This is a genomic window from Litoribrevibacter albus, assembly GCF_030159995.1.
GTDB classification, from domain to species: Bacteria; Pseudomonadota; Gammaproteobacteria; order Pseudomonadales; family Litoribrevibacteraceae; genus Litoribrevibacter; species Litoribrevibacter albus.
Map to the genome: position 1 here is coordinate 154,280 of NZ_BSNM01000011.1, position 21,702 is coordinate 175,981.

The 21,702-nt window shown below is 46.6% G+C and carries 16 protein-coding genes; 10 read left to right on the plus strand and 6 right to left on the minus strand.

The features are described 5' to 3' along the window. The first annotated feature begins 1 nt into the window (after position 1). The 4 genes from QQL66_RS07775 (at position 2) to QQL66_RS07790 (ending at position 5,380) form a co-directional block, all read left to right on the plus strand. Complete coding sequence (locus QQL66_RS07775) at positions 2–1,138, plus strand: HD domain-containing phosphohydrolase (protein WP_284380534.1); 1,137 nt, start codon at positions 2–4, stop codon at positions 1,136–1,138. A gap of 373 nt (positions 1,139–1,511) precedes the next feature. After that, positions 1,512–2,375 (plus strand): pirin family protein, encoded by an 864-nt coding sequence (locus tag QQL66_RS07780; protein ID WP_284380535.1) that lies wholly within the window; start codon positions 1,512–1,514, stop codon positions 2,373–2,375. After that, positions 2,372–3,592 (plus strand): bifunctional alpha/beta hydrolase/OsmC family protein, encoded by a 1,221-nt coding sequence (locus tag QQL66_RS07785; protein ID WP_284380536.1) that lies wholly within the window; start codon positions 2,372–2,374, stop codon positions 3,590–3,592. The genes QQL66_RS07780 and QQL66_RS07785 overlap by 4 nt, the downstream gene beginning before the upstream one ends. 6 nt (positions 3,593–3,598) lie before the next feature. After that, positions 3,599–5,380, plus strand: coding sequence for a lipase family protein (locus tag QQL66_RS07790; protein ID WP_284380537.1), 1,782 nt, complete (start codon positions 3,599–3,601; stop codon positions 5,378–5,380). A 70-nt stretch (positions 5,381–5,450) separates the two neighbouring features. Here QQL66_RS07790 and QQL66_RS07795 read toward each other — a convergent pair whose 3' ends face one another. The 3 genes from QQL66_RS07795 to QQL66_RS07805 all read right to left on the minus strand — a co-directional run bounded on the left by QQL66_RS07795 (position 5,451) and on the right by QQL66_RS07805 (position 7,448). Beyond that, entirely contained in the window at positions 5,451–5,966 is a 516-nt protein-coding gene (locus QQL66_RS07795; protein WP_284380538.1) for a pilus assembly FimT family protein, read from the minus strand. A 102-nt stretch (positions 5,967–6,068) separates the two neighbouring features. Further along, positions 6,069–6,665 (minus strand): NAD(P)H:quinone oxidoreductase, encoded by a 597-nt coding sequence (wrbA, locus tag QQL66_RS07800; RefSeq protein ID WP_284380539.1) that lies wholly within the window; start codon positions 6,663–6,665, stop codon positions 6,069–6,071. A gap of 177 nt (positions 6,666–6,842) precedes the next feature. Then, on the minus strand, positions 6,843–7,448 hold the full coding sequence (locus tag QQL66_RS07805) for a cysteine hydrolase family protein (RefSeq protein ID WP_284380540.1): 606 nt from the start codon (positions 7,446–7,448) through the stop codon (positions 6,843–6,845). 94 nt (positions 7,449–7,542) lie between these two features. Here QQL66_RS07805 and QQL66_RS07810 point away from each other — a divergent pair, with 94 nt between their 5' ends. The 3 genes from QQL66_RS07810 (at position 7,543) to QQL66_RS07820 (ending at position 10,074) form a co-directional block, all read left to right on the plus strand. Then, a complete protein-coding gene (locus tag QQL66_RS07810) occupies positions 7,543–8,505 on the plus strand; it encodes a GlxA family transcriptional regulator (RefSeq protein WP_284380541.1) in 963 nt (320 codons plus the stop codon). A 115-nt stretch (positions 8,506–8,620) separates the two neighbouring features. Next, positions 8,621–9,121: a hypothetical protein gene (locus tag QQL66_RS07815; protein WP_284380542.1), complete on the plus strand. Its 501-nt coding sequence runs from the start codon at positions 8,621–8,623 to the stop codon at positions 9,119–9,121. A gap of 50 nt (positions 9,122–9,171) precedes the next feature. Further along, on the plus strand, positions 9,172–10,074 hold the full coding sequence (locus QQL66_RS07820) for a recombination-associated protein RdgC (protein ID WP_284380543.1): 903 nt from the start codon (positions 9,172–9,174) through the stop codon (positions 10,072–10,074). Between the two features lie 40 nt (positions 10,075–10,114). Here QQL66_RS07820 and QQL66_RS07825 read toward each other — a convergent pair whose 3' ends face one another. Next, a complete protein-coding gene (locus tag QQL66_RS07825; RefSeq protein ID WP_284380545.1) occupies positions 10,115–10,348 on the minus strand; it encodes a hypothetical protein in 234 nt (77 codons plus the stop codon). Next, a complete protein-coding gene (locus QQL66_RS07830) occupies positions 10,345–10,722 on the minus strand; it encodes a Tse2 family ADP-ribosyltransferase toxin (RefSeq protein ID WP_284380546.1) in 378 nt (125 codons plus the stop codon). The genes QQL66_RS07825 and QQL66_RS07830 overlap by 4 nt, the downstream gene beginning before the upstream one ends. A gap of 358 nt (positions 10,723–11,080) precedes the next feature. On the opposite strand from QQL66_RS07830, the gene QQL66_RS07835 reads away from it, so the two are divergent. Beyond that, complete coding sequence (locus tag QQL66_RS07835; protein WP_284380548.1) at positions 11,081–11,551, plus strand: SRPBCC family protein; 471 nt, start codon at positions 11,081–11,083, stop codon at positions 11,549–11,551. A 60-nt stretch (positions 11,552–11,611) separates the two neighbouring features. Here the strand turns inward: QQL66_RS07835 and QQL66_RS07840 are convergent, their stop codons facing one another. After that, complete coding sequence (locus QQL66_RS07840) at positions 11,612–14,347, minus strand: bifunctional acetate--CoA ligase family protein/GNAT family N-acetyltransferase (RefSeq protein WP_284380550.1); 2,736 nt, start codon at positions 14,345–14,347, stop codon at positions 11,612–11,614. Between the two features lie 158 nt (positions 14,348–14,505). Between QQL66_RS07840 and QQL66_RS07845 the strand changes: the two genes are divergently transcribed. Then, positions 14,506–15,543, plus strand: coding sequence for a histone deacetylase family protein (locus tag QQL66_RS07845; RefSeq protein WP_284380551.1), 1,038 nt, complete (start codon positions 14,506–14,508; stop codon positions 15,541–15,543). Between the two features lie 168 nt (positions 15,544–15,711). Then, positions 15,712–21,588 (plus strand): alpha-2-macroglobulin family protein, encoded by a 5,877-nt coding sequence (locus QQL66_RS07850; protein WP_284380552.1) that lies wholly within the window; start codon positions 15,712–15,714, stop codon positions 21,586–21,588. Positions 21,589–21,702 lie beyond the last annotated feature (114 nt).

Consider the following 21,702-nt stretch of genomic DNA (forward strand, 5'->3'; position numbering starts at 1 on the left):
CATGGACAACATAAAAGATTGCAAAATCAACGAATCTTTGTCCACAACCATAACAAAGCAATCCCGAATCTTAATCGTTGACGATGAACCAGCGAATATTCAGGTCTTACGAGGCATTTTGGGTGGTCAATACCAATTACTGTTTGCTAAAAGTGGTCAGCAAGCCATAGAAGTCGCATTGAACCATACCCCGGATCTGATACTGATGGATGTTGTGATGCCTGAGATGTCAGGGTATGAAGCAGTTGCCGAACTGAAAAAGATGAAAGAAACAGCAGACATACCTGTCATCTTTATCACCTCTATGTCGGGAGACGCCCACGAAACACAAGGCTTTGACTGCAAAGCAGTGGATTACATCACAAAACCTGCACACCCCAATATTGTATTGGCACGAGTCAGAACCCACCTATCTTTGGTACGCATTGACGCACTCAACAAAACACGAGAGCAAATTATTCATTGCCTTGGTCACGCCGCAGAATACAAAGACAATGAGACAGGGCTTCATGTTATCCGGATGAGTAAGTATTCCAAGGTCATTGCGGAAGCCGCTGGCCTGACTGAAGAAGAGTGCGAGCTGATTTGTACCGCTGCTCCGATGCATGACATTGGTAAGATAGGCATCCCTGACCGAGTACTACTTAAGCCAGGGAAACTCACAGAACAAGAATGGTTGGTCATGAAACGCCATCCATTTATCGGCCATCAGATCATCGGTAATCAAGACTCTCCGTTATTGGCTCTGGCAGCCAGTATCGCTTACACACACCATGAGAAATGGAATGGAACCGGATACCCCAGAGGTTTGAAAGGCAGAGAGATTCCATTGGAAGGTCGGATTGTTGCCCTGGCCGATGTCTTTGATGCATTGACCACTGCCCGCCCTTATAAGCCGGCCTGGTCTATTGATAAAGCATTAAACCTGATTACTGAAGAAGCAGGTGAACACTTTGATCCTAATCTGGTGCCTCTGTTTTTAGATAATATCGAGAAAATACTGGAGATTCGGGAAGAATGGATGGAAACCGATAGCTACAATCCAGCGGAAGATGAAAACTCATTTCAGAGCATGGAGATGTTTTTAGATAGTGAAGAGGAAATCGAAGAGCCTCGTTACGGTACCTTTGAGAAATAAGCGTTTGAAAATTAAGATGTTAGACTTCCTGTAGAACAAGGACGTTCTTTTTAGCTATCCCCTTCTCCATTTCTGAAGTTACAGTCATTCGCTCACGTCTTCACTTTCCTCATCAGACCGTTAAAGACAGCTCGTACAATTCCCCTTTAATCGCTTTCTGCACTCAACTGACAGATTGATCAACTGCTACTAGAGTTAAATCACCTATTAAAACTGAATCATCAGACATATCTAAGACACACAAAACCTCGGCAGCTCACTTACTGTTCGCTGCGTTGTAGAAACTCAATCACTCACAATCGGGATGTACACAGCACTAGGTTACACAGAACGAGGTAACACAAAACGAGGTAACACAAAACGAGGTAATAATATGGCCCAGATACTCAAAGCGACTGAACACGACATCGGTGGTTTGGTGGTTAAACGAATCTTGCCTAACTTTCAAAAAAAGATGGTGGGACCTTTCATCTTCTTTGATCACATGGGGCCATCCACTTTCTCACCCGGCGTAGGCTTTGATGTCTTACCTCACCCTCACATTGGCTTATCCACACTCACCTATTTATTCACAGGCAGTATTCTGCATCGGGATTCCCTGGGTAATCACTTGGAAATCCACCCTGGTGATGTGAACTGGATGACCGCTGGCCGAGGCATAGTACATTCGGAACGAGAGTCCATTGAAGTCCGAGCTTCAGAGCATCAGGTCAACGGCCTTCAATGTTGGGTAGCCTTACCGGAAGCCCTGGAAACCATCGAGCCAAGTTTTCATCACATCAAAAAAGAACAACTCCCTCAGCTGAACCACGACGGAAAAATGATTCGACTGATTGCAGGAGAAGCCTATGGCATGAGTTCACCCATCAAGACCTACAGCCCCATGTTTTATCTGGACGTTGTCGCACCCGCCGGTGCCCACCTTGACCAACCACAAGCCCATCAGGAAACCGCCATCTACCTCATATATGGTCAGATCGAAATCCAGGGTCAAACCTATGAAGCAGGGGACTTTGTTCTGTTGGAGGAAGAAGACACACACATTCGCTGCACACGTCATACCCGCTGTATTGTGTTAGGTGGAAAGAAGTTTGCCAAAACACCTTTTATCCATTGGAACTTTGTGTCATTCAGTCGTGACAGAATAGAAGACGCCAAAACCCGCTGGAAGGCGCAAGAATTTCCTAACATTCCTGAAGACAACCTGGAATACGTGGCACTAGGAGCAGTCAAATGAGAGAAAAAGTAGAATTTCAAAGCAACGGACAAACCCTTGCGGGTCTTCTGGAGACGCCACTTGACCAACCTCTCGCTTACATTTTGTTCGCCCATTGTTTCACCTGTGGAAAAGACATCGCCGCTGCCTCCAGAATTTCAAAAGCCCTGGTGGGAGAAGGCTTCGCCGTGCTGCGCTTCGACTTCACCGGCCTTGGTAACAGTGACGGCGACTTTGCCAACACCAACTTCTCCTCAAACCTGCAGGATCTGTTAAGTGCCGCAGACTTTTTACGAACCCATCACCAGGCGCCACAGGCGCTCATCGGACACTCTCTTGGCGGTGCCGCCGTACTGTCGGTGGCGAATGATATTCCGGAATGCAAAGCCGTGGTCACCATTGGTGCCCCCGCCCAGGCAGAACATGTGACTCATAATTTTGTCAGTGCCATAGATGAAATTGAACGCCAAGGAGAGGCCGAAGTAAAACTGGGCTTGCGTACCTTCAAGATCAAAAAACAGTTTCTGGACGACGTCAAACAACACAGTCAGGAGATGTTTGCCTTAAACAAAAAAGCGCTACTGGTTATGCATTCGCCACTTGATGACACCGTGTCGATTAAACAAGCCGAATACATCTATCAGGCTGCTAAGCATCCAAAGAGTTTTGTCTCACTCGACAAGGCTGATCATCTGTTAAGTAAAAAAGAAGACTCCCAGTACGTTGCCAATGTTATTTCCGGTTGGATTGGCCACTACCTTGACTTAACAGAGTTGAAACTGGCCCAACGGGATCTCCCCAAATCGGCCGGAAAAAATGAAATTGTGGTGGAAGAAAAGGATCACAAGTTCGCTCAATTTGTAGTCAGCGATCAACACCTGTGGTTGGCAGACGAACCCACCAGCGTTGGAGGCCGTGATTCTGGGCCTGATCCCTACGAACATTTACTGGCGGCGTTGGGCGCATGCACCTCCATGACGTTACGCATGTATGCGGATCACAAACAACTGCCCCTCAAACACATTAAAGTAACGCTCACTCACGATAAGAACTACTTTAAAGACTGTCAGGAGTGCCAAGAGAAAGACACCTATGCAGAGAAAATCACACGTCGCATTGAACTGTTTGGAAACCTGACGGAAGAACAACGTGCTCGCTTGATGGAAATCGCCGATCGATGCCCCGTTCATAAAACGCTGAGCAATACCTTAATCATTGAGACGCAGCCCGGAAATTAATAGCTTATGGTGCTTTTATTCCGGCTTCTATTCCCGCTTCGCCCGCGAGTACTGGTCATGCTGGTGTGCATCGTGTTGGCGGGGTGCAGTTCAGGCCGTTTTATTGTATTAACTCCCTCCGATGAAACGGTGCTGGTTCACTCGAATGGGACACCCTACCTCAACCCTTATCTACCGGTCTGGAAGCAACTGCCCTCTGATGAGATCAAGACGCAATGTTTCAAGCACCTCGACGACAACCTGTTAAATCATCTCCTGCGAACTATTTGCACACAGGAACTGCTCACCCGATCACAGATATCACCATTAGAGAAATTCGGTCTGCTTCAGACCCATAACAAAAGCTTATCCTTTCTTGTTCACCAACTACTCATTCAGAAAGGATCTCTTTCTCACGGAAATGTTCGTGTAACGCTGGATACACCATTAGAAGAACGACAACAGTACTTTCTGACGGAGCACCTCAAAACATTGGATGACTATCTGACCATTAAGGAGCACGGTCAACTCGGTGTACCCGCCATCGCTTACCGATCCAATACGGGTTACGGAACAGATCTGTTCTATCCGAAAGAAGGGGTCTTCCGTAATGCCACCTTTGTGATGAAGTCTCTGGAACGCAGCCCAACGGGATGGCATTTAACGATTCAATTGTATCCAATGGATCATTCAACCCCACTTGAACTCGGCAATAATCACTATCAAATCGCCTACACACCGGCAGCGGCCTACTTACTTCTGTTGGAACACGCGAACATAGATCAATTCAGTTGGGACGGTTTCTTTAATGCAGATCTCGCAGAAAGCCGTCGGGGTATTTTTGCTATCGAAGCTATAAGTGATGAGAAAATCCCCATCTTAATGATTCATGGATTGAACTCCGATCCTTTAATTTGGCGATATCTCACACTGAATATTCTCAACGACGCCGAATTACACAGTCGATATCAAATCTGGCATGCCTTTTATCCATCAGGTCCACCGCCCTTCTTCAATGGAATGCATCTTCGAAATCGATTGAAAGCACTGTTGGCATTGAACACCAACCATCGCTCTAAGAGCCATCAACCTCAAGGCAAGCAAGCTCAAGGCAATCAAACTCAAGGCAAGCAAGCTCAAGGCAAGCAAGCTCAAGGCAATCAATCTCAAAATCAGATGGTCTACATCGGGCACAGCATGGGCGGTATTCTGGCCCATACGATGGTGGTGGATTCCGGTTATCAATTGTGGGACACCACCTTCAAAGAACGGCCAGAAGAGCTTTCGATCGCGTCAAATGATCCAATTGCGGACCTACTGATATTTAAGCCACAGACACAAAACAATCGGGTTTTCTTTCTCGACACACCACACAGAGGTTCCGAAACCGCCAGTTCTTTTATTGGTAGCGTAAGTTCAAGCCTAGTCCATTTGCCTCAGAACTTTATCTCAATGTTCAAAGCTCTCGTCGATAAGATTGGTATTGATAAGATCACGCAACGAATGTTGCCATTCCTCAGGGACTATGGCCCTAACAGCGTCCAGGTACTTCGTCCTGGACACCCATTACTTGAAACCCTGAATGAACTCCCCATTGAAGGTACGGCCTATTCGATCATAGGGTCACAATCCGCAACTGAATGCCATTCACAAGCAGAATGCGATGGCATTTCCGACGGCGTTGTAAAATACCCAAGTGCCCATTTATCACAAGCAGAGAAAGAGATCATCGTTCCTTCGAACCATAATTCCTATCAAAGTGAAGAAGCCATTCGATTTATTCTTACCCAGCTTAGAACGGCTCAGTAAAACAAGACCTGGCAGATTTGAAAAACAGGTACGATTTCAAAAGGTTTGAGAGTGTACAGACCTAAAACGATCAACAACCATCGGTGTTCACAGTCACTGTACACTCAGGGTCACCAAAAGAGTCGTACCGGACATAACATTCAGTGGTTGGATTGACGGTACCGTTCTGATCATAACCAATCAACGTATACTGGTTATTAGTGACTCCCGTGAGATCACCATTATCAGTGAAATCAATATGGTCCATCATATCCAAAGCATCCGCCAATTCAGCCTCACTTTCAGGACACAAGTTGCGCCAATCCACTTCAGACCGGCCAGCCTCGGTTTCCACAATATAGGCCGACTGACCCGCATCCGGGTTCGATGACGCTATTGTTAATCCCTGCACAAAGGCTTTACTTCGGATGATACTAATGGTCGAACGCATGGAACCGGCAATGCTGTTGATGGTTGCCGCTTTAGCAGATGAGGAAAGTTGGGCAAATTTAGGAAGAGCAAAGGCAGACAGTATGGCCAAAATCACAATAACCATGATCAACTCGATTAGGGTAAAACCATTCGATGGTAAAATTCGATTTCGCATGCAACCTGCATCTCCTAAACTGAATACTCTGAAAAAATCAGACTAATTTGTGAGATCAAGTAGTCTACCTTGCCTTTCATGATGAATAAATAGTGGTCACTATTACTTCATAGATAACACGATTTTAGCCACATGCTCGCCTTGGAATCGGGCCATGTTCAACTCTTTCGCAGAAGGTTGACGAGAACCATCAGAGGCTGCGATACAACCTGCTCCTAAGGGTGATCCACCTTTAACTTCACTAATATCAGCCAGATCCGCACATGCGTAAGGTAGCCCGACCACAATCATGCCATGATGAAATAAGGTGGTATGAAACGACTGCACCGTGGTTTCATTGCCACCACCTGTACCAGTGGACGTAAAGACACTGCCAACCTTGCCCACCAATTTTCCTTGAACCCACAAACCGCCCGTTTGATCCAAAAAGTTTCGCATTTGAGCGGCCATATTGCCGAATCGAGTGGGTGTACCAAAGATGATCGCATCGTAGTTTTCTAACTCCGCCGGCGTCGCAATCGGTGCCGCCTGATCCATTTTAACGCCGACGCGTTTAGCAACGTCTTCTGGCATCAATTCTGGAACCCGTTTGACCTCAACCTCAACACCAGACTGGGATTTTGCGCCCTCTGCCACAGCCCCTGCCATCGTCTCAATATGTCCGTAACTAGAGTAATAGAGTACCAAAATCTTTTTCATTGCCTGAAAACCTCATACTCAAAAGAAGTGAAAGTAGTCAATTAACTCTAGTTGAAAATGATGGATTTATTTGCTGGTTTGCTTGATCACGGATGCGTATTCAATGACAAAACTCAGATGCCAGAAAAATCCCAAAAAAGGCTACCAGTCGGCAGCCGAGGAGTTATGTATTAATGTTCAAGCAACTTCTAGATGACCAAGCAATGCCTTTGTCGTATCGACCAAACAGTAACTTGAACTTAATGCCGCCATGTACGCTGCATGAACCTGCGCCGCCGGAACCGTTACCTCATTGAATTCCAGATCCCGTGTTGCACAAGCATCATGGGCCAGGAAGCACTCATAGCCTAAATCCGTAGCCGCTCTGACGATGCCATCAATGCACATATGACTCATCGCGCCGGCAATAAATAATCGAGAAACATTAAGCTCTTTCAACAGATGATCAAGATTGGTTCCCACAAAGCTATTCACTTTGTGTTTTAGCACGCGAACTTCCTCAGGCTTAGGCTGAACACTGGTGTGAATACTTACACCGTCAGAACCGGCCGCAAAGAACGGCGCTTGTTCGGATGGAAATTCATGATGCACATGGACAACAGGTAACCCCTGAGACCTGAAAGCATCCAGTAATTGTGCCCCATTATCCGCTGCGGCTTCCGTCCCCACCAAAGGCAATTTGGCCCCTGGAAACGAAGGAAAGTAATCGTTTTGAAAATCCACCAAAATTAGCGCGGTCTGTGGCATATCCGAAGTGTGTGACCTAACAGCAACCTGTGACATAAGCTTCTCCTAACTGTGTTTGAATGTCAGGAGCCATTATGCGTATGATGCGAATATTCGACCGACGGCAGAAGTGACAATAAGCAGTTCAAAAATGACAACTCATAAATCAGACATCAAACCCAACCAAACAAAGTCCATTCAGCTTTCCATCATCAATTATCCGGGTGCCTTACAGAGCGCAACGTTTGGGTTGCAAGAACTCTTCGAGTTGGCAAACACCCTTGCCGAAGAACAAAAGACTTCGGTGAGATTCTCACCAAAAATTATCGACCTCAAAGACGAAATGCCCTCCGGAAATCAAACCCCGGATGTACTGATTCTGCCGCCCAGCATCAACAACACCTATTATCAAACACCGGATCAAGCGCTTCTGGACTACCTCAACCAAGCCCATTACAAGGGCGCGGTTTTATGTTCGGCCTGTGCGGGAGCATTTATCTTAGGCGCAGCAGGACGCCTGGATAATCGTCGAGTGACAACACATTGGAAATTAGCCGATCATCTGAAGGCGTCGTTTCCACAAATAACGCTGCAAGCCGAAAGCATCTTGATCAATGAAGGGGATCTGATTACAGCAGGCGGTCTTATGTCATGGATCGACTTGGGTCTCGAACTGGTAGCACGCTATATGTCCCCCCAAGTTATGCGGGCACTGGGAAAATATCTGATTGTGGATACCGGCAAACGAGAACAACGTTACTACGAAAGTTTTATGCCCAAAATGGATCACGGGCAAGAAAGCATCCTCAAAATTCAGCACCATATCCACCAACAATACGGTACTGCAATCAAGATTGAAGACCTTGCGTCTCTGTGCTTTATGACCAAACGCACGTTCTTGCGAAAGTTTACCGAAGCCACCACCCTCAAACCCTTGCAATACCTTCAACGAGTACGGATTCAAAATGCCTGTAACCTGCTCGAATCCACTCAGCGAACCACAGAACAAATTGCCTTTGATGTGGGTTATGAGGACGTAAACAGTTTCCGAAAAGTCTTTGCCAAGATCATGGGATTAACGCCCTCTGAATTTAAAAATCGTTTTGCCAATTAGCACACTCATACCAAGCACCTAATTCCCATTTCACATGAAAATTACATGGCAGTAGTAATACCTGCTTTGCTAAACTTGCGTGTTTCATCCTACAAATCACGCACAAGGTAACCCGATGACCGACTCACTACCTCGTTTTATCTCCGTAGAAGGCAGCAGCTACAGTGACCAAAGCTACCCTGTGATCGCCGCTTGGTCATTAGAAAACAATGACATCAAAGACGCGATTATTACCCCGGAAGAAAGCTGGGAGGATGAAGATGCACGCCTGGCCGATCTTGATCTTGAAGAGTATCAACTCAGTCAAATGGGTCACCCAGCCTGGGAAGTGCTTCGTGAAATGAACAACGACCTTCAGGGCGAGACGGTTTACTGTATGAATGCAGCCATTACCGAACGCTGGCTCGACAGACTATGCTCTGAATTTAACGAAGAATTAAGTTTCGAAATCGCCAGTGCCTATGAACTCTTCCCGGATCGTTTACCTGAAGAATTCGACGATCAGCTGCGTGAGTGTTCCGACCTGTTACTGATGTCACAAGACAAGTGCGATGAACTGGTACGCCTACTTCAGGAAAGCTGGCTTCGTCTAAACCAGCTGGAAAGTGACTACTAACCAACACCCTATTCCACAGCATTAACAATAAAGAAACCTAAAAGATTCCTATGTTTAAACAATGTTTTAGTTATCAAATTACCCGTCCGTTAGAAATCACCGCTGACGAGCTGGAAAAGAAATTAAAAGAATTTTCCTTTAAGCCTTGCGGTCAGCAAGAAAGAAAACGTAACGGTTGGGCAGCACCAATCAAACAAGCACCCGACATGTTAGTCCATGAAATCATGGGCACCTGGATCATCAATCTTCGCCATCAGGAAAAAGTAATTCCACCTTCGGCTATCAATGAGCGTCTGGAAGAAAAAGTCGCAGAAATTGAAGCAGAACATGGCCGCCCGGTTCGTCGTAAAGAAAAAGCTCAGCTAAAGGAAGACATTACCACCCTACTGCTTCCTAATGCACTTTCCCGTACCCAAGACACATTGGCGGTCATCATCCCTGAAAAGAACATGATGCTAGTAAACGCTGGCAGCTCTTCCAAAGCAGAAGAAGTTGCATCAACACTGCGTAAAGCCCTCGGCACAATGCCAGTAGTTCCGCTACAAACCGAAATGTCACCGGCTATCGTTATGTCTGCGTGGTTGAATGGTAAGCATTCTTTACCACAGCACATGGAACTGGGCTTCGAGGCACAACTGAAAAGTGACGACGAAGACGGCGGTTCAGTACGCTTAACCGGTATGGATGTAGCGGATGAGCATGCGTTGAATTACCTGAATAACGGCATGTCCGTCACACGTCTTGCGCTGAACTGGAAAGACAAGCTGGAACTGATCATTGATGATCAGCTAATCATCAAGCGCATTAAATTCACCGATACCTATCAAGAAGAAATTCATGATGAACTGGGCGAGTCAGATGCGATCAGTCAATTCACCGGCTCTATGGCGTTGATCGTGAATGAATTACTGGATGTGATCGAGAGTATTGCTAAGAATTTTAGTGAAGAGTGATAATTAATAAGTGGGGGTTACGCCCCCATTCGATTATTTACTACAGAGATTCTCTAGAAAAATTAAGAATATGATCTCCGAATTCCTTAACTGCCTTTTCTTTCAATGAGCTAAGTAACAAACGAATTTCAATCAGATCATTTCCATAGTCAGAAATTTCATCGTCGTCATCCGAAGTCTCACAAATATGAGCTGTTTTAGCTTCTAACTCAGCAAGCCCTTCCAGGATAATTTTTAGTTCAGATTCGGCGAAAACTAAATCAATTCTGCTCATACAACCTTACCTTCTTTCTTATAAACCCTTTGGGCTTTCAAGGCCATTTCTTCAAGTAGCCCCTTATACTTATCAACAGGCATATTCTGAATGGGAGCAATACAATAATGATGAGGCTTATCCTGCACAAATTTTAGCCCCGCTGGAAGATTACAATTTGGAGGAAATCTCCAAACCCACCCATTCATAGGAGATTCATTAATCCCCACTTTGTCAAAAACGCTCACTCCTTTGCCATTCGCAATAATAACTCTAATACCATTCACTTCCATAGTATTCACATCTCTGGCTCGTACATTCGAAAGCTTTGGCTCTGAAGCATTTCCCATTCTGAAGATTTCTTCGGGAATTAAATAAAACTCTTTTGGAAACATAGTCACATTCCTTTGTGATCAAGATAAATTTCGACAAAGTAGATCATTATCTAAACTGAGGAGTCTTAATTAACTATCCAAAAACAAAAGAAACAAACGAAAGTGAGACACAAGTTACACAGATCTAACTATTTTTAATGTCCACCAATACTTTTCACCTAGCACTCCATATATAGAATTTTTCAGTAAACACTACCCAACCACGTCACTATCCGACACGGATGGCGCATTCACCACTTTCTTCTTTTGTCCTCAACTTCTACAATGCTCCGTTAATAATAAAGGGATATGATTTATCGTGTATCAGATCCATATCCTCACAATTTCACTCGGATGTATAAATCGTTAAGGAACTACAATGGCTTTTGACGTTACCATTGAAATCAACAAATCTTTTTCAGTCGCCGCGAATGCAGACAAAGTATTCGAGTTATTGGCTGACGTACCTGAATCCACCAGCCACTTCCCTAAGCTAGAGAACCTGGTTAAAGAAGCAGACAATCAATATCGTTGGGAGATGGAAAAAGTAGGCGCAGGTTCTGCATCTATTCAAACCGTGTACGCCTGTGAATATCAGTCAGACGCTTCGACGCGCGATATCTCATGGAAGCCTGCAAAAACCAAAGACAGTAATGCACAAGTATTTGGTACTTGGAAAATTACTGAAAATGCTGACGGTGGCACCGATGTCGTATTCGACACCAAAGCAACTTTGACCTTGCCGCTGCCAAAGCTGACTCGTGCGATGATTTCGCCAGTGGTTAAGATGGAATTTGAAGGCTTGGTTGATAAGTACATCAGCAACCTTCACGAAGCATTTAAAGCGTAATTACTACGCTTGAATCGCAAAAACGCCCTGTAATATCAGGGCGTTTTTGTTTGTAGTTAACTACTTTCCTGCCAGTTCCGCCAAACGGACTTTCTGCCAACTTTCTTTTGGCTTATTAAGCGGCATATACAACTCCGTAACCTGTTCTTCAGAGTTATATCGCGTCTCAAAGCCCAATTTCTCGGCCAGTTTTAGCATACCTGAGTTATCAGGAAGTACGGTACCCACCATTGATAGCGTACCTCGACGGCGACAGTACTTAATCATTTTTTTCATCAAGGCCATTCCAAGCCCTTCACCCGTTTGTTGATCCTGAACCATCACGGCAAATTCGGCACTGACGTTGTCCGGGTCCGTCCAAGTACGAACTTCACCGATGATCTTATCTTCGTGAGAATGCGGTTTTTTCTGCGTCGCTACAAACGCCATTTCCCGGTCGTAATCGATTTGGGTTAACCGGGCGATTTCTGTGGCCGAAAAACGTGCCTGTCGATGGAAGAATCTAAAACGGTTTGCTTCGGGTGAAATACTGTCCTGAAACTCGATGATCGCATGAGCATCCTCCGCCATAATCGGGCGTAAAGTCACGGACGTTTTACTTCGTTTCAACTCGTATTTAGTCGTTAATTCTTCAGGATAGCCGTGGAATAAGGTTCTACTCTTCTGCCCCACCGTCGCAGAGGCATCGTAAACAACCAGTTGATCCTTATGCTCAAACTGCGCTGAGACTTCCAACAAAGCCAACGAAGGATGATCAATAACCAACTGCGACAAGGTCACTAAGGCCTTTGCCAAAATCTTTTTCTGCAACTCCCCAATGTCACCAAAATCACTCAACAAATGAGACACATAAGATCGTCGAACCAAATCACTGGCCAATGTCATATTCAATGGTGGGAAAGCCACCTGACGATCCGCACGAATATTTACGGTTGAACCACCTGCACCGAAGAAAATAATCGGGCCAAAGGTGTCATCCCGTGTCACCCCCATATTGAACTGCAAGCCAAAGGTAGGTTTAAGCACTTTCTGAGCACTAAAACAGATTAAACGCTCATTCGGGTCTTGCTTCTTGTAACGCTGGACAAGCGTTTCAGCCGCTTGAGCCAGCTCATTGGCATCAACAATATTGCGCTGACAGCCCCGCCACTTCAACGGATCATCCCGATAGGAAAAGGGCGTTAAACGTCGCTGATTGATGATCGTTAAATTAACCGGGTAACCCAGCTTCTCCACTTTTTGAATTAATGAATAGGGGTCATCATCAAACGCGGTATCGACAACTTTCAAACCATAGTTGCTAAGCAACGTCACCAGAGTATCCGGTGCTAACTCATCGCCATTGATGTAGCGATCCAGAATATCAATCGAGGATTGCTTGTACTCATCAAGCTTCAATCGGAGAGGTGTTTCTCTGAGAATAGAGAGCGAATAGTGATAATTTACCGACTGACGAAACGCTTGAGCAGCAACTTCCGGGCTATTAAACGAAGGAATACCGTGTTGATCAAACAAAGAGCGCGCTTTCGCTAGACTGCCCTCACCTACCCAACAGGTCATAATAGGAACACGCAACTTATCACGATGCTGTACTAACGCTTCCGCAATATCATAGGAATGCGCGTGAGCACTCGGCACGTGTAAAATCAACAAGTTATCCACATTCGGGTCACGAGAGAGAATTTCAGCGGCTTTGATATACGTCTTCGCTGACGCCCCGACTTCAAGATCCACCGGGTTTTGATGAGACCAGTATTTAGGCAATACCTTGCTTAACTGCTCAATGGTGTCGTCACTCAGTTTCACCAGATCCGTACGAGAGTGATCATACAAACGATCCGTGGCGACCATCGCCATACCGATACTGTTGGATAAAATAGCTAACCGATTACCTTTAAATCGACGTTGCTGTTCAAGAATCGGCAGGCTTTCCATCAAATCCAAGGGAGAGCGCAACTGCATCACCCCTAAGCGACGGAACATCTGCTTATAGATGCGTCCTGAATCGTGAATGCCCTGAGCTACACGATGGCCCTCACCAATCACCGCCTCACTGTCTCCGGTTCGCACCGCAACCACTAACTTGGCTTTAGCCGCAGCACCAACAGCAGCAATGAACTTTTCCGGCCGCTTGATGTGTTCCACATGCAGCAAAATTACCCGAACCGAACGATGCAGAGACAAATAATCCACAATGTCGGCAAGGTCCACATCGCCACGGTCATCCAGGTTAATGAAGTGCGAGAAACCAAACCCGTGTGCATGTCCCCAATCGAGCACACTACTGGCCACCGTTCCTGATTGACCAACATACGCCACATTGCCTTTATGGATTGGCAAATGCCCGTAGCTAATATTGATCGGATTCACCGACGACATCAGCCCCAAAGTATTCGGGCCAATCACACGAACGTTATTTACTTTTGCAAGACGCAATACGGCTTGGTTCAGGTTGTTATCAAACCACGAATGTTTACGAGATAACCCCCCCGTTAGCAGCATTACCGCCCGAACCCCTTTCCAAACCAACTGCTGCATAATTAGCAATAACGTCTCGGGCGGAGTACAAACAACGGCCAGATCGAGTTTTTCTGGTAGAGATTTAATGCGCTTATAAGTAGGAACGCCCTGAATATCCCCCGTCTTATGCTTGTTCACAGCATAGACTGGCCCGCTGTAATCGCTTTCCAGCAAGTTTTTAAGGACAATCTGCCCCATCTTGCCTTCTTTATCCGAAGCCCCAATCACTGCAATCGAGCGGGGTTCAAAAAAGTATTTGAGATATTTAGTTGCCATACCATTCAGACCTACAAGTTAAATCCCTTTATGAACTCTGTGGATAGGTTGTCTGCGCAGTATATTGCGCTTGCCCTTAGAAAGCATGTGGGAACTAAACAAAGATTAACCTATCTCAATACTTTTTTTGACGACACGGCTAAGTTAGAGGGTATACTTTGCCAAAAATTAAACCGACCGAATCACTGCCAAAGCCCATGACAGACCACTCTTCGTCAGACATCACCTTTATTACGCATCCCGCTTGCCTGGATCACCGCATGACGGATCACCACCCGGAATGCCCGGAACGCTTGATTGAGATAATGAAGCATCTGGAAAAGCAGCCGTTTTTTGATGCATTAAATAAAGAGATGGCCACGAAGGCGGATCGTAAATGGGTTGAGACGGTTCACCCTGCCGGTTACATAGATCAGTTGTTAGGGATTGAGCCCGCTCATGGCTTGATTATGGTGGACGAAGATACGGCGCTGAGTCCAACTTCAATGGATGCCATCTGGTACGCGGCCGGTGCAGGTATGAATGCGGTGGATGCAGTATTAGGAAAAGCATCTGATGGCACGTCAGGTAAGAACAGCCGAGTGGCCTTTTGTGCGACTCGTCCGCCAGGTCATCATGCTGAACCTCGTAAGGCGATGGGGTTTTGCTTCTTCAGCAATATTGCCATAGCGGCCAAATACGCCCTGGACCATTACGGCTTAGAGCGCGTCGCTATTATTGATTTTGATGTTCATCAAGCCAACGGCACCATCGAGTGTTTGCGCGATGATCCAAGAGCGTTAGTCTGCACTTCATTCCAACACCCTTATTACCCGAATAGCCACTGGTATGGATTGCCCGAACACATTGTAAATTTGCCGATTGAAGAGCACAGCAATGGGGAGTTTATGCGTCAGGCGGTACACGACGTGTGGGAACCGGCGCTCGCCATCCACCAACCACAACTCATACTTATTTCTGCTGGGTTTGATGCCCACCGACAAGATCCAATGGCGACCGTTGAGTGGGAAACCCGAGACTTTGCTTGGCTCACCCGTTGGTTGCAAAACCAAGCTTATAAATATTGCGGCGGAAAAATTGTCAGTATGCTGGAAGGTGGTTATTCGCTCGCTGCCCTACCTCACTGCGTTAGCGCCCATCTTGGGGTTTTCGCCGGCGATGAAAAAGCCTTGATGCTGTCTCGGGTAAAACATTAAATAATTCCTTCCCTAGGCATTTCACCGCAGTCCATACCTTTACAATCTGAAACAATAACATTGTTTTTTACAATGACGCATCTTGGTGCGAAAGTTATACTTCACCGCCTCACGTTCGAGTAACGTCGTCTAAAATATTTCAAAGAAAATGCCACAGGGAGAAGTGCCATGTTTGCTATCGCATCAAGCTTGATGTCGATTATCTGGTTCGTTGTTAAATTAGTCTTTTCACCCATCACCTGGGTGCTGAACCTGATCTTTTTTCGTTTTCTCGGCATCAGCTGGACGGTGCCTGGATGGCTGTCCGGACTAAATGAAACCCGTCGCACCAAACCCAAGAAATTCTGGTCGATCAGTCTCATTATTTTTGGACTATTGGGCGGCACATGGTATCACCTGTTTGTTCCCAAACCGCCGAAAGTCACGGCGTTACTCAGCCAACCGGGAATCTCACAGAATGAAGAGACCATCCGGCCAAAACCCCTGACAATCTCTTTTGATTATCAAACCGTAGATTTCTCCAACTACCTGTCTACGGGCTTGATTGCGCGACCGGATACTCGCCTTTCAGTGGCTCCGATTGAGCAAGTCGATAAGGAGATCACTCAAGGCATTAAGCTCTTCCCTAACCGCGCAGGTACATGGCGCTGGGTGGGTGACAACCGCATTCAATTTACCCCGGATGCAGACTGGCCTGCGAACCAGGAATACAAAGTGACTTTCGCTGAAAACTTCTTTGCGGATCACATTGAAATGGCGGATTTGAGTTATGAATTCACCACACGTGATTTCTCTGCTTCCACAGAAGACTTCCGCTTGTATAAAGATCCAACAAAACGAAATGCCCAATATTTAGTGGCAACCGTGTCATTCAGTCACCCTGTGGATAAAGAAACCCTCAGAGAGCATGTAGGCTTCGAAATTATTCAACCTCAAGACGGTGGCGAGGATTTAAGCAAGACCTATAAACCGAGTTTTGAGATTAACTACGGCTTGAATGATCGTGAAATTTACTTGAAGAGTGAGCAAATCAGCCTGCCTGTTCATGATCAATACGCCTATTTAAAAGTCTCAAAAGAGCTAAAAACCGTCGGATCTGACGCAACGCTAAGCAACCGAATTAACAAAAAGGTTCTGTTACCCAACATCAGCGACTTCCTGAAAGTCAGCAATGCCGACGTTCGAATTCTAAGAAACCAGGACAATCAGCCAGAACAAATCCTGAGCCTGCAATTCACCGATGGCATTACCTTAGATGAAGTTCAGAGCAACCTTGAGGTCTACCTGCTACCTAAGAAGGATCGTCGTTGGAATATTGATCGCGCCTTGTCTCTGTCCAAGAAGAAGATGCAAAAACTTTCGCCTGAATGGATGGAAAACGAGCACGCAAGCGCCCCTTACTACAATCTAAAACTGGATGTACCGGAAGGCCGCGCTATCTATGTGAACGTCAAGAAAGGCATGAAATCGAGTAGCGATTACGCCCTGGCGAAGAACTTCCATGAAGTGATCTACATTGATGATTACCCGAAAGAAGCCAGCATCATGGGTGACGGTTCCCTGCTTTCACTGTCTGGTGATAAAACCCTGAGTCTGATGTCTCGTGGTCATACAGCGTTAAAAGTCGGCATTCACAAACTACAAGACAAGCAGCTGAACCACCTGATCAGCCAAACCAGTGGTGATGTTCAGAACCCATATTTCCGAAACTATGAGTTCTCGAAAGACAACATCACGGTTGCCTATGAACAAATTTTAAAGCTCAGCAAAAAGCATCCAAAAGAATTGAACTACGCCTCCGTTTCGTTAGCTTCTTATTTGAAAGAAGCCGGTATGGGCGTGTTCTTTGTGGAAGTGTCCGGTTGGGACATGAACCGCAACCGTCAGGTCTACGGTCAGGAAGACAAACGTCTGATTGTAGTAACAGACCTGGGCGTGATCGTTAAGAAGACCCGTGATTTCAATCGCCAGCATGTGTTTGTGCAATCCATCGCCACCGGCCAGGCTGTGGCCAATGCCTCTGTCGAAGTCTTGGGTAAAAACGGTGTGCCTGTATTCTCTGGCACAACTGATCCACAAGGGCAGGTTGAACTGCACGATTTAAGCCGTCTCTATCGTGAACAACAACCCACGGTTTTCTTAGTCTCTAAAGGTAAGGACCGCACCTTCCTACCGTATGATCAATACACTCGCCAGATCAACTACTCCCGATTTGATGTCTCCGGTGAAACACAGATGGGGTCAGATCAGAATCAATTATCTGCCTATGTGATTACCGACCGTGGTATTTATCGCCCTGGTGAAACCGTCAAGTTTGCCAATATTGTGAAAGACAGCGACTTCCGCTCTACCGCTGGCCTACCACTGGAATTCACCATCACCGACGCACGCGGCAAGAAGGTCTTGAGTAAAAAGCTCACGCTCAATAAAGAAGGTCTGTTCGACTTATCCTTTAAGACCAAACTGACCAGTAGCACAGGCCAATACCAAGCAAACCTCTACTTACTGACCAAACAGGGCTATCTGGATTACCGACTGGGCGGAGTGGACTTTACCGTCGAGGAATTCCAGCCGGATACCATGAAGATCAGCTCGTCACTGATTCCAAATCTATCAAAAGGCTGGTTCAACCAGGAACAAATCCAGGCTCAGATTGAACTGAAAAACCTATTCGGTACTCCGGCTCAAGATCGAAAAGTGTCTGCAACGCTGGATCTAACCCCATCCGAGTTCTATTTCAGTCAGTTCAAAGGATATCGTTTTGTTGATCCATTACGCGATGAACAAGCGCAATTGCGTGTCATCAACGAGCGTTTAACCGACCAAACCACCGATGCCGATGGTTACGCAAAATTTGACCTGCTACTGAATCAATACGCCAAAGGCACCTATCGCCTTCATTTTGAAGCCGAAGGATTTGAAGCCGGCGGTGGTCGCAGTGTGTTCGCTCAAAACCAGGCATTGGTTTCACCACTGACTCAATTGGTGGGTTACAAAGCTGATGGTGGTTTGAATTATCTCAATAAAGAACAAGCCCGCTCTATTTCCTTGATCGCAGTAAATCCAAAACTGGAGCGTATCGCACTGGAAGGTTTGACTCTGCAATTGATTCGCAAGCAGCCGGTGTCTACTTTAGTGATGGCGAAAGATGGCACTTACAGTTATCAATCGATCATTAAGTCGAAGTTAATCAAAGAAACCGCATTTGAGCTAACCACCGCAGACAACACGCTTGCGCTGGACACTACCGATGCAGGCGACTTCCAACTGCAATTGCTGGATGCGGATCAACAACTTCTGACCAAGATCGATTATCAAGTGGTTGCCGAAGGCAATATGGCCGGACGCCTTGAGCAAAACGCTGAGCTGTCACTCAAGCTAAATCAGGCCGATTACAAGCCAGGCGACTGGATCGAAATGAACATTGTTGCGCCGTATGCAGGTTCTGGTTTGATCACCATCGAAAGCAACAAAGTACACGCGCACAAGTGGTTCAAAACGTCCACCAATAGCACCCTGCAAAAGATTCGTTTGCCGGAAGGCATCGAAGGCAACGCCTATGTGAATGTGGCTTTCATTCGTGCTCAGGATGCCAAAGAGATTTTCATGAGCCCACTCAGCTATGCGGTAAAACCATTCAATATTGATCGCAGCAGCCGAGAGGTGGATATTCAACTGAATACCCAAGACATTGTTCGCCCAGGCAAACCAATGAAAATTGGTTACACCACGAACAAAGCCTCTAAAATCATCGTATTCGCTGTAGACGAAGGCATCTTGCAGGTAGCAGGTTATCAAACACCAGCACCTTTGGATCACTTCCTAAGCAAACGCGCCTTGCAGGTTCGCACCTACCAAATGCTGGATCTGATCTTGCCGGAGTACAGAACGCTACTGCAACACGCCGGTATTGGTGGTGGCGCAGAGGCCATGAAACTGATGGCCGCGAACCTCAACCCATTCCAGCGTAAGCTCGACAAGCCAGCCGTATTCTGGTCTGGCGTCCTGGAAGCCGACCAAACCGAACGCAGCACAGAGTTTGTCGTACCAGATACCTTCAGTGGTAACCTTCGCGTCATGGCAGTGGCCGTGTCAGAGCAAGCACTGGGAGCCACCAGCAAAGACAGTCTGGTACGCGGCCCGTTTGTGTTATCACCTAACGTACTGACAACGGCATCACCGGGAGATGAGTTTGATGTGACACTTGGAGTGGCGAATCTGATTCAAGATTCTGGCGATAACGCCAATATCACCGTACAGGTCAAAGCATCGAATAACCTGGAAATTCTTGGCGATAAAACTCGCAAGCTAACCATTTCTGAAGGGAGTGAAGACAAAGCGACCTTCCGGGTAAAAGTGAAAGAGCCAAGCAAAGATGAAAACCAAAACTCAGGCCAAATCCTAGGTGAAGGAAATCTTACCTTTATGGCTCACTACGCAGGCTCAACCATTGGCACGGATGCGACTGATGTTGGCAATGAAGTTTCTGCAGAAGAAGCTCAGCGTTCAGCGAGCCTGAGTATCCGCCCTGCGGCGCCATTCCAAACTCAGGTGAGTACCGGTTACAGTGACGGAGACACTGAGCTTCCGCTAACCCGTAAACTATTTAATGCCTTCGGTGAGAAGCAAGTAGTTGCCTCTGCCAGCCCAATGGCGATTACCCGAGGACTAACCACCTATCTGTCAAATTATGTTCATGGCTGCACCGAGCAAATGACCAGTCAGGTGTTCCCTTGGATTAATCTAACCGCTCAGCCGGAATACCTGGATCAACGCCCTGAGACCGAAGAGAAACTGGCAACGCTGATCAGCACCCTAAGAAGTCGTCAACACAGCGACGGTGGCTTCAGCCTATGGTCCAGCAGTGCATACTCGGCGACCTTCCCTACTTTATATGCGAGCCACTTATTGACCGAAGCAAAAGCAGCGGGCTTTAAAGTACCTGATGACATGTTTGAAAATGCCATCTCGAGAATTCGTGTACTTGCCAGCAAACAGACAGACGATTTGATTTCTGCACGTCACCGCGCGTTGGCAATTTATCTTCTGATCCGTAATCAAAGCGTTGCCACCAGTTACTTGATCGACCTTCATCAAGTATTAGAAGCATCGGCTTTGAACTGGCAGCAAGACATCACCTCCAGTTATTTGGCGGCGTCCTATCAGCTGTTGAAGAAGCAAGAGGAAGCCGACCGTCTGATCAAGCTGTTTGATCCAGCCAAAGAAGCGCAAGGCATCACCAACTATCAAACTGCTGATACCCAGTTTGCCCAATACGTGTATCTGGTGGCGAACCACTTCCCTGCGGTGATGGAAACATTGCCAGCACAAGACACGATGGAGCGACTGTTGATTCCGAGCAAAGAAGGCAACCTGACTACCATCAATGCGTCATACACAACGCTGGCATTAAGTGCTTACAGTAGCCGTAACCGAGCTAAGTACGGTGACGATAAGATTTCTATCGAAATCAAACCAGGTGAGTATGAGTTGCTGACTAAACTGTCGAATGCCGGTTTTGCATCCCGTGATTTGGCGCTGAACACCCAATCAACTCGATTGAAAGCACCTCATCCGTTCTTCTATCAGACGGTTCAGGCCGGATTTGATCGTGCGGTTTCAGAGGTAAAGAACAATCAAGGCATCGAGATCGTTAAAGAGCTGTATGATGAAGATGGCAAAGCATTGACCGAGATTCATCAAGGCCAGGAAGTGACCGTGAAACTGAAAGTACGTGTCACTGGCAGCCGTCGTGTAGACAGTGTCGCGGTGGTGGATTTGCAACCGGGCGGATTTGAGGTACTTCGCAGCTCCGTTGATCGTCGCCAAGGGTATTGGGATTCCGAATACATCGACATTCGGGAAGATCGATTGGTGATTTACGGTGATTTTGACAGCGGTGTGACCGAGCTCAGCTACAAGATCAAAGCAACGGCCTCGGGTGACTTCGTCGTACCGCCTGTTTTTGCGGAAGCCATGTACGATCCTAAGACCTTCGGTTACTCAGCGGCTGACACCTTAACGGTGAAGCCGTCAAAGCTATAATAATCGATAATCGCCAGGCTTAAACCCGCAATGCCCAATGATCGCTCTACACACGCTCCACTCCGGTGGAGACACAAGCCAAGTTTTTGGCTGGGAGTGATCCTTGGGCTACCC

Bases quoted from the DNA above. Each gene is read 5' to 3' on its own strand.
- QQL66_RS07785 (WP_284380536.1), top strand. From the start codon at position 2,372: ATGAGAGAAAAAGTAGAATTTCAAAGCAACGGACAAACCCTTGCGGGT.
- QQL66_RS07830 (WP_284380546.1), bottom strand. From the start codon at position 10,722: ATGTTTCCAAAAGAGTTTTATTTAATTCCCGAAGAAATCTTCAGAATG.
- QQL66_RS07815 (WP_284380542.1), top strand. From the start codon at position 8,621: ATGACCGACTCACTACCTCGTTTTATCTCCGTAGAAGGCAGCAGCTAC.
- QQL66_RS07825 (WP_284380545.1), bottom strand. From the start codon at position 10,348: ATGAGCAGAATTGATTTAGTTTTCGCCGAATCTGAACTAAAAATTATC.
- QQL66_RS07835 (WP_284380548.1), top strand. From the start codon at position 11,081: ATGGCTTTTGACGTTACCATTGAAATCAACAAATCTTTTTCAGTCGCC.
- QQL66_RS07805 (WP_284380540.1), bottom strand. From the start codon at position 7,448: ATGTCACAGGTTGCTGTTAGGTCACACACTTCGGATATGCCACAGACC.
- QQL66_RS07775 (WP_284380534.1), top strand. From the start codon at position 2: ATGGACAACATAAAAGATTGCAAAATCAACGAATCTTTGTCCACAACC.
- QQL66_RS07795 (WP_284380538.1), bottom strand. From the start codon at position 5,966: ATGCGAAATCGAATTTTACCATCGAATGGTTTTACCCTAATCGAGTTG.
- QQL66_RS07790 (WP_284380537.1), top strand. From the start codon at position 3,599: ATGGTGCTTTTATTCCGGCTTCTATTCCCGCTTCGCCCGCGAGTACTG.
- QQL66_RS07780 (WP_284380535.1), top strand. From the start codon at position 1,512: ATGGCCCAGATACTCAAAGCGACTGAACACGACATCGGTGGTTTGGTG.
- wrbA (WP_284380539.1), bottom strand. From the start codon at position 6,665: ATGAAAAAGATTTTGGTACTCTATTACTCTAGTTACGGACATATTGAG.
- QQL66_RS07810 (WP_284380541.1), top strand. From the start codon at position 7,543: ATGACAACTCATAAATCAGACATCAAACCCAACCAAACAAAGTCCATT.
- QQL66_RS07840 (WP_284380550.1), bottom strand. From the start codon at position 14,347: ATGGCAACTAAATATCTCAAATACTTTTTTGAACCCCGCTCGATTGCA.
- QQL66_RS07820 (WP_284380543.1), top strand. From the start codon at position 9,172: ATGTTTAAACAATGTTTTAGTTATCAAATTACCCGTCCGTTAGAAATC.
- QQL66_RS07850 (WP_284380552.1), top strand. From the start codon at position 15,712: ATGTTTGCTATCGCATCAAGCTTGATGTCGATTATCTGGTTCGTTGTT.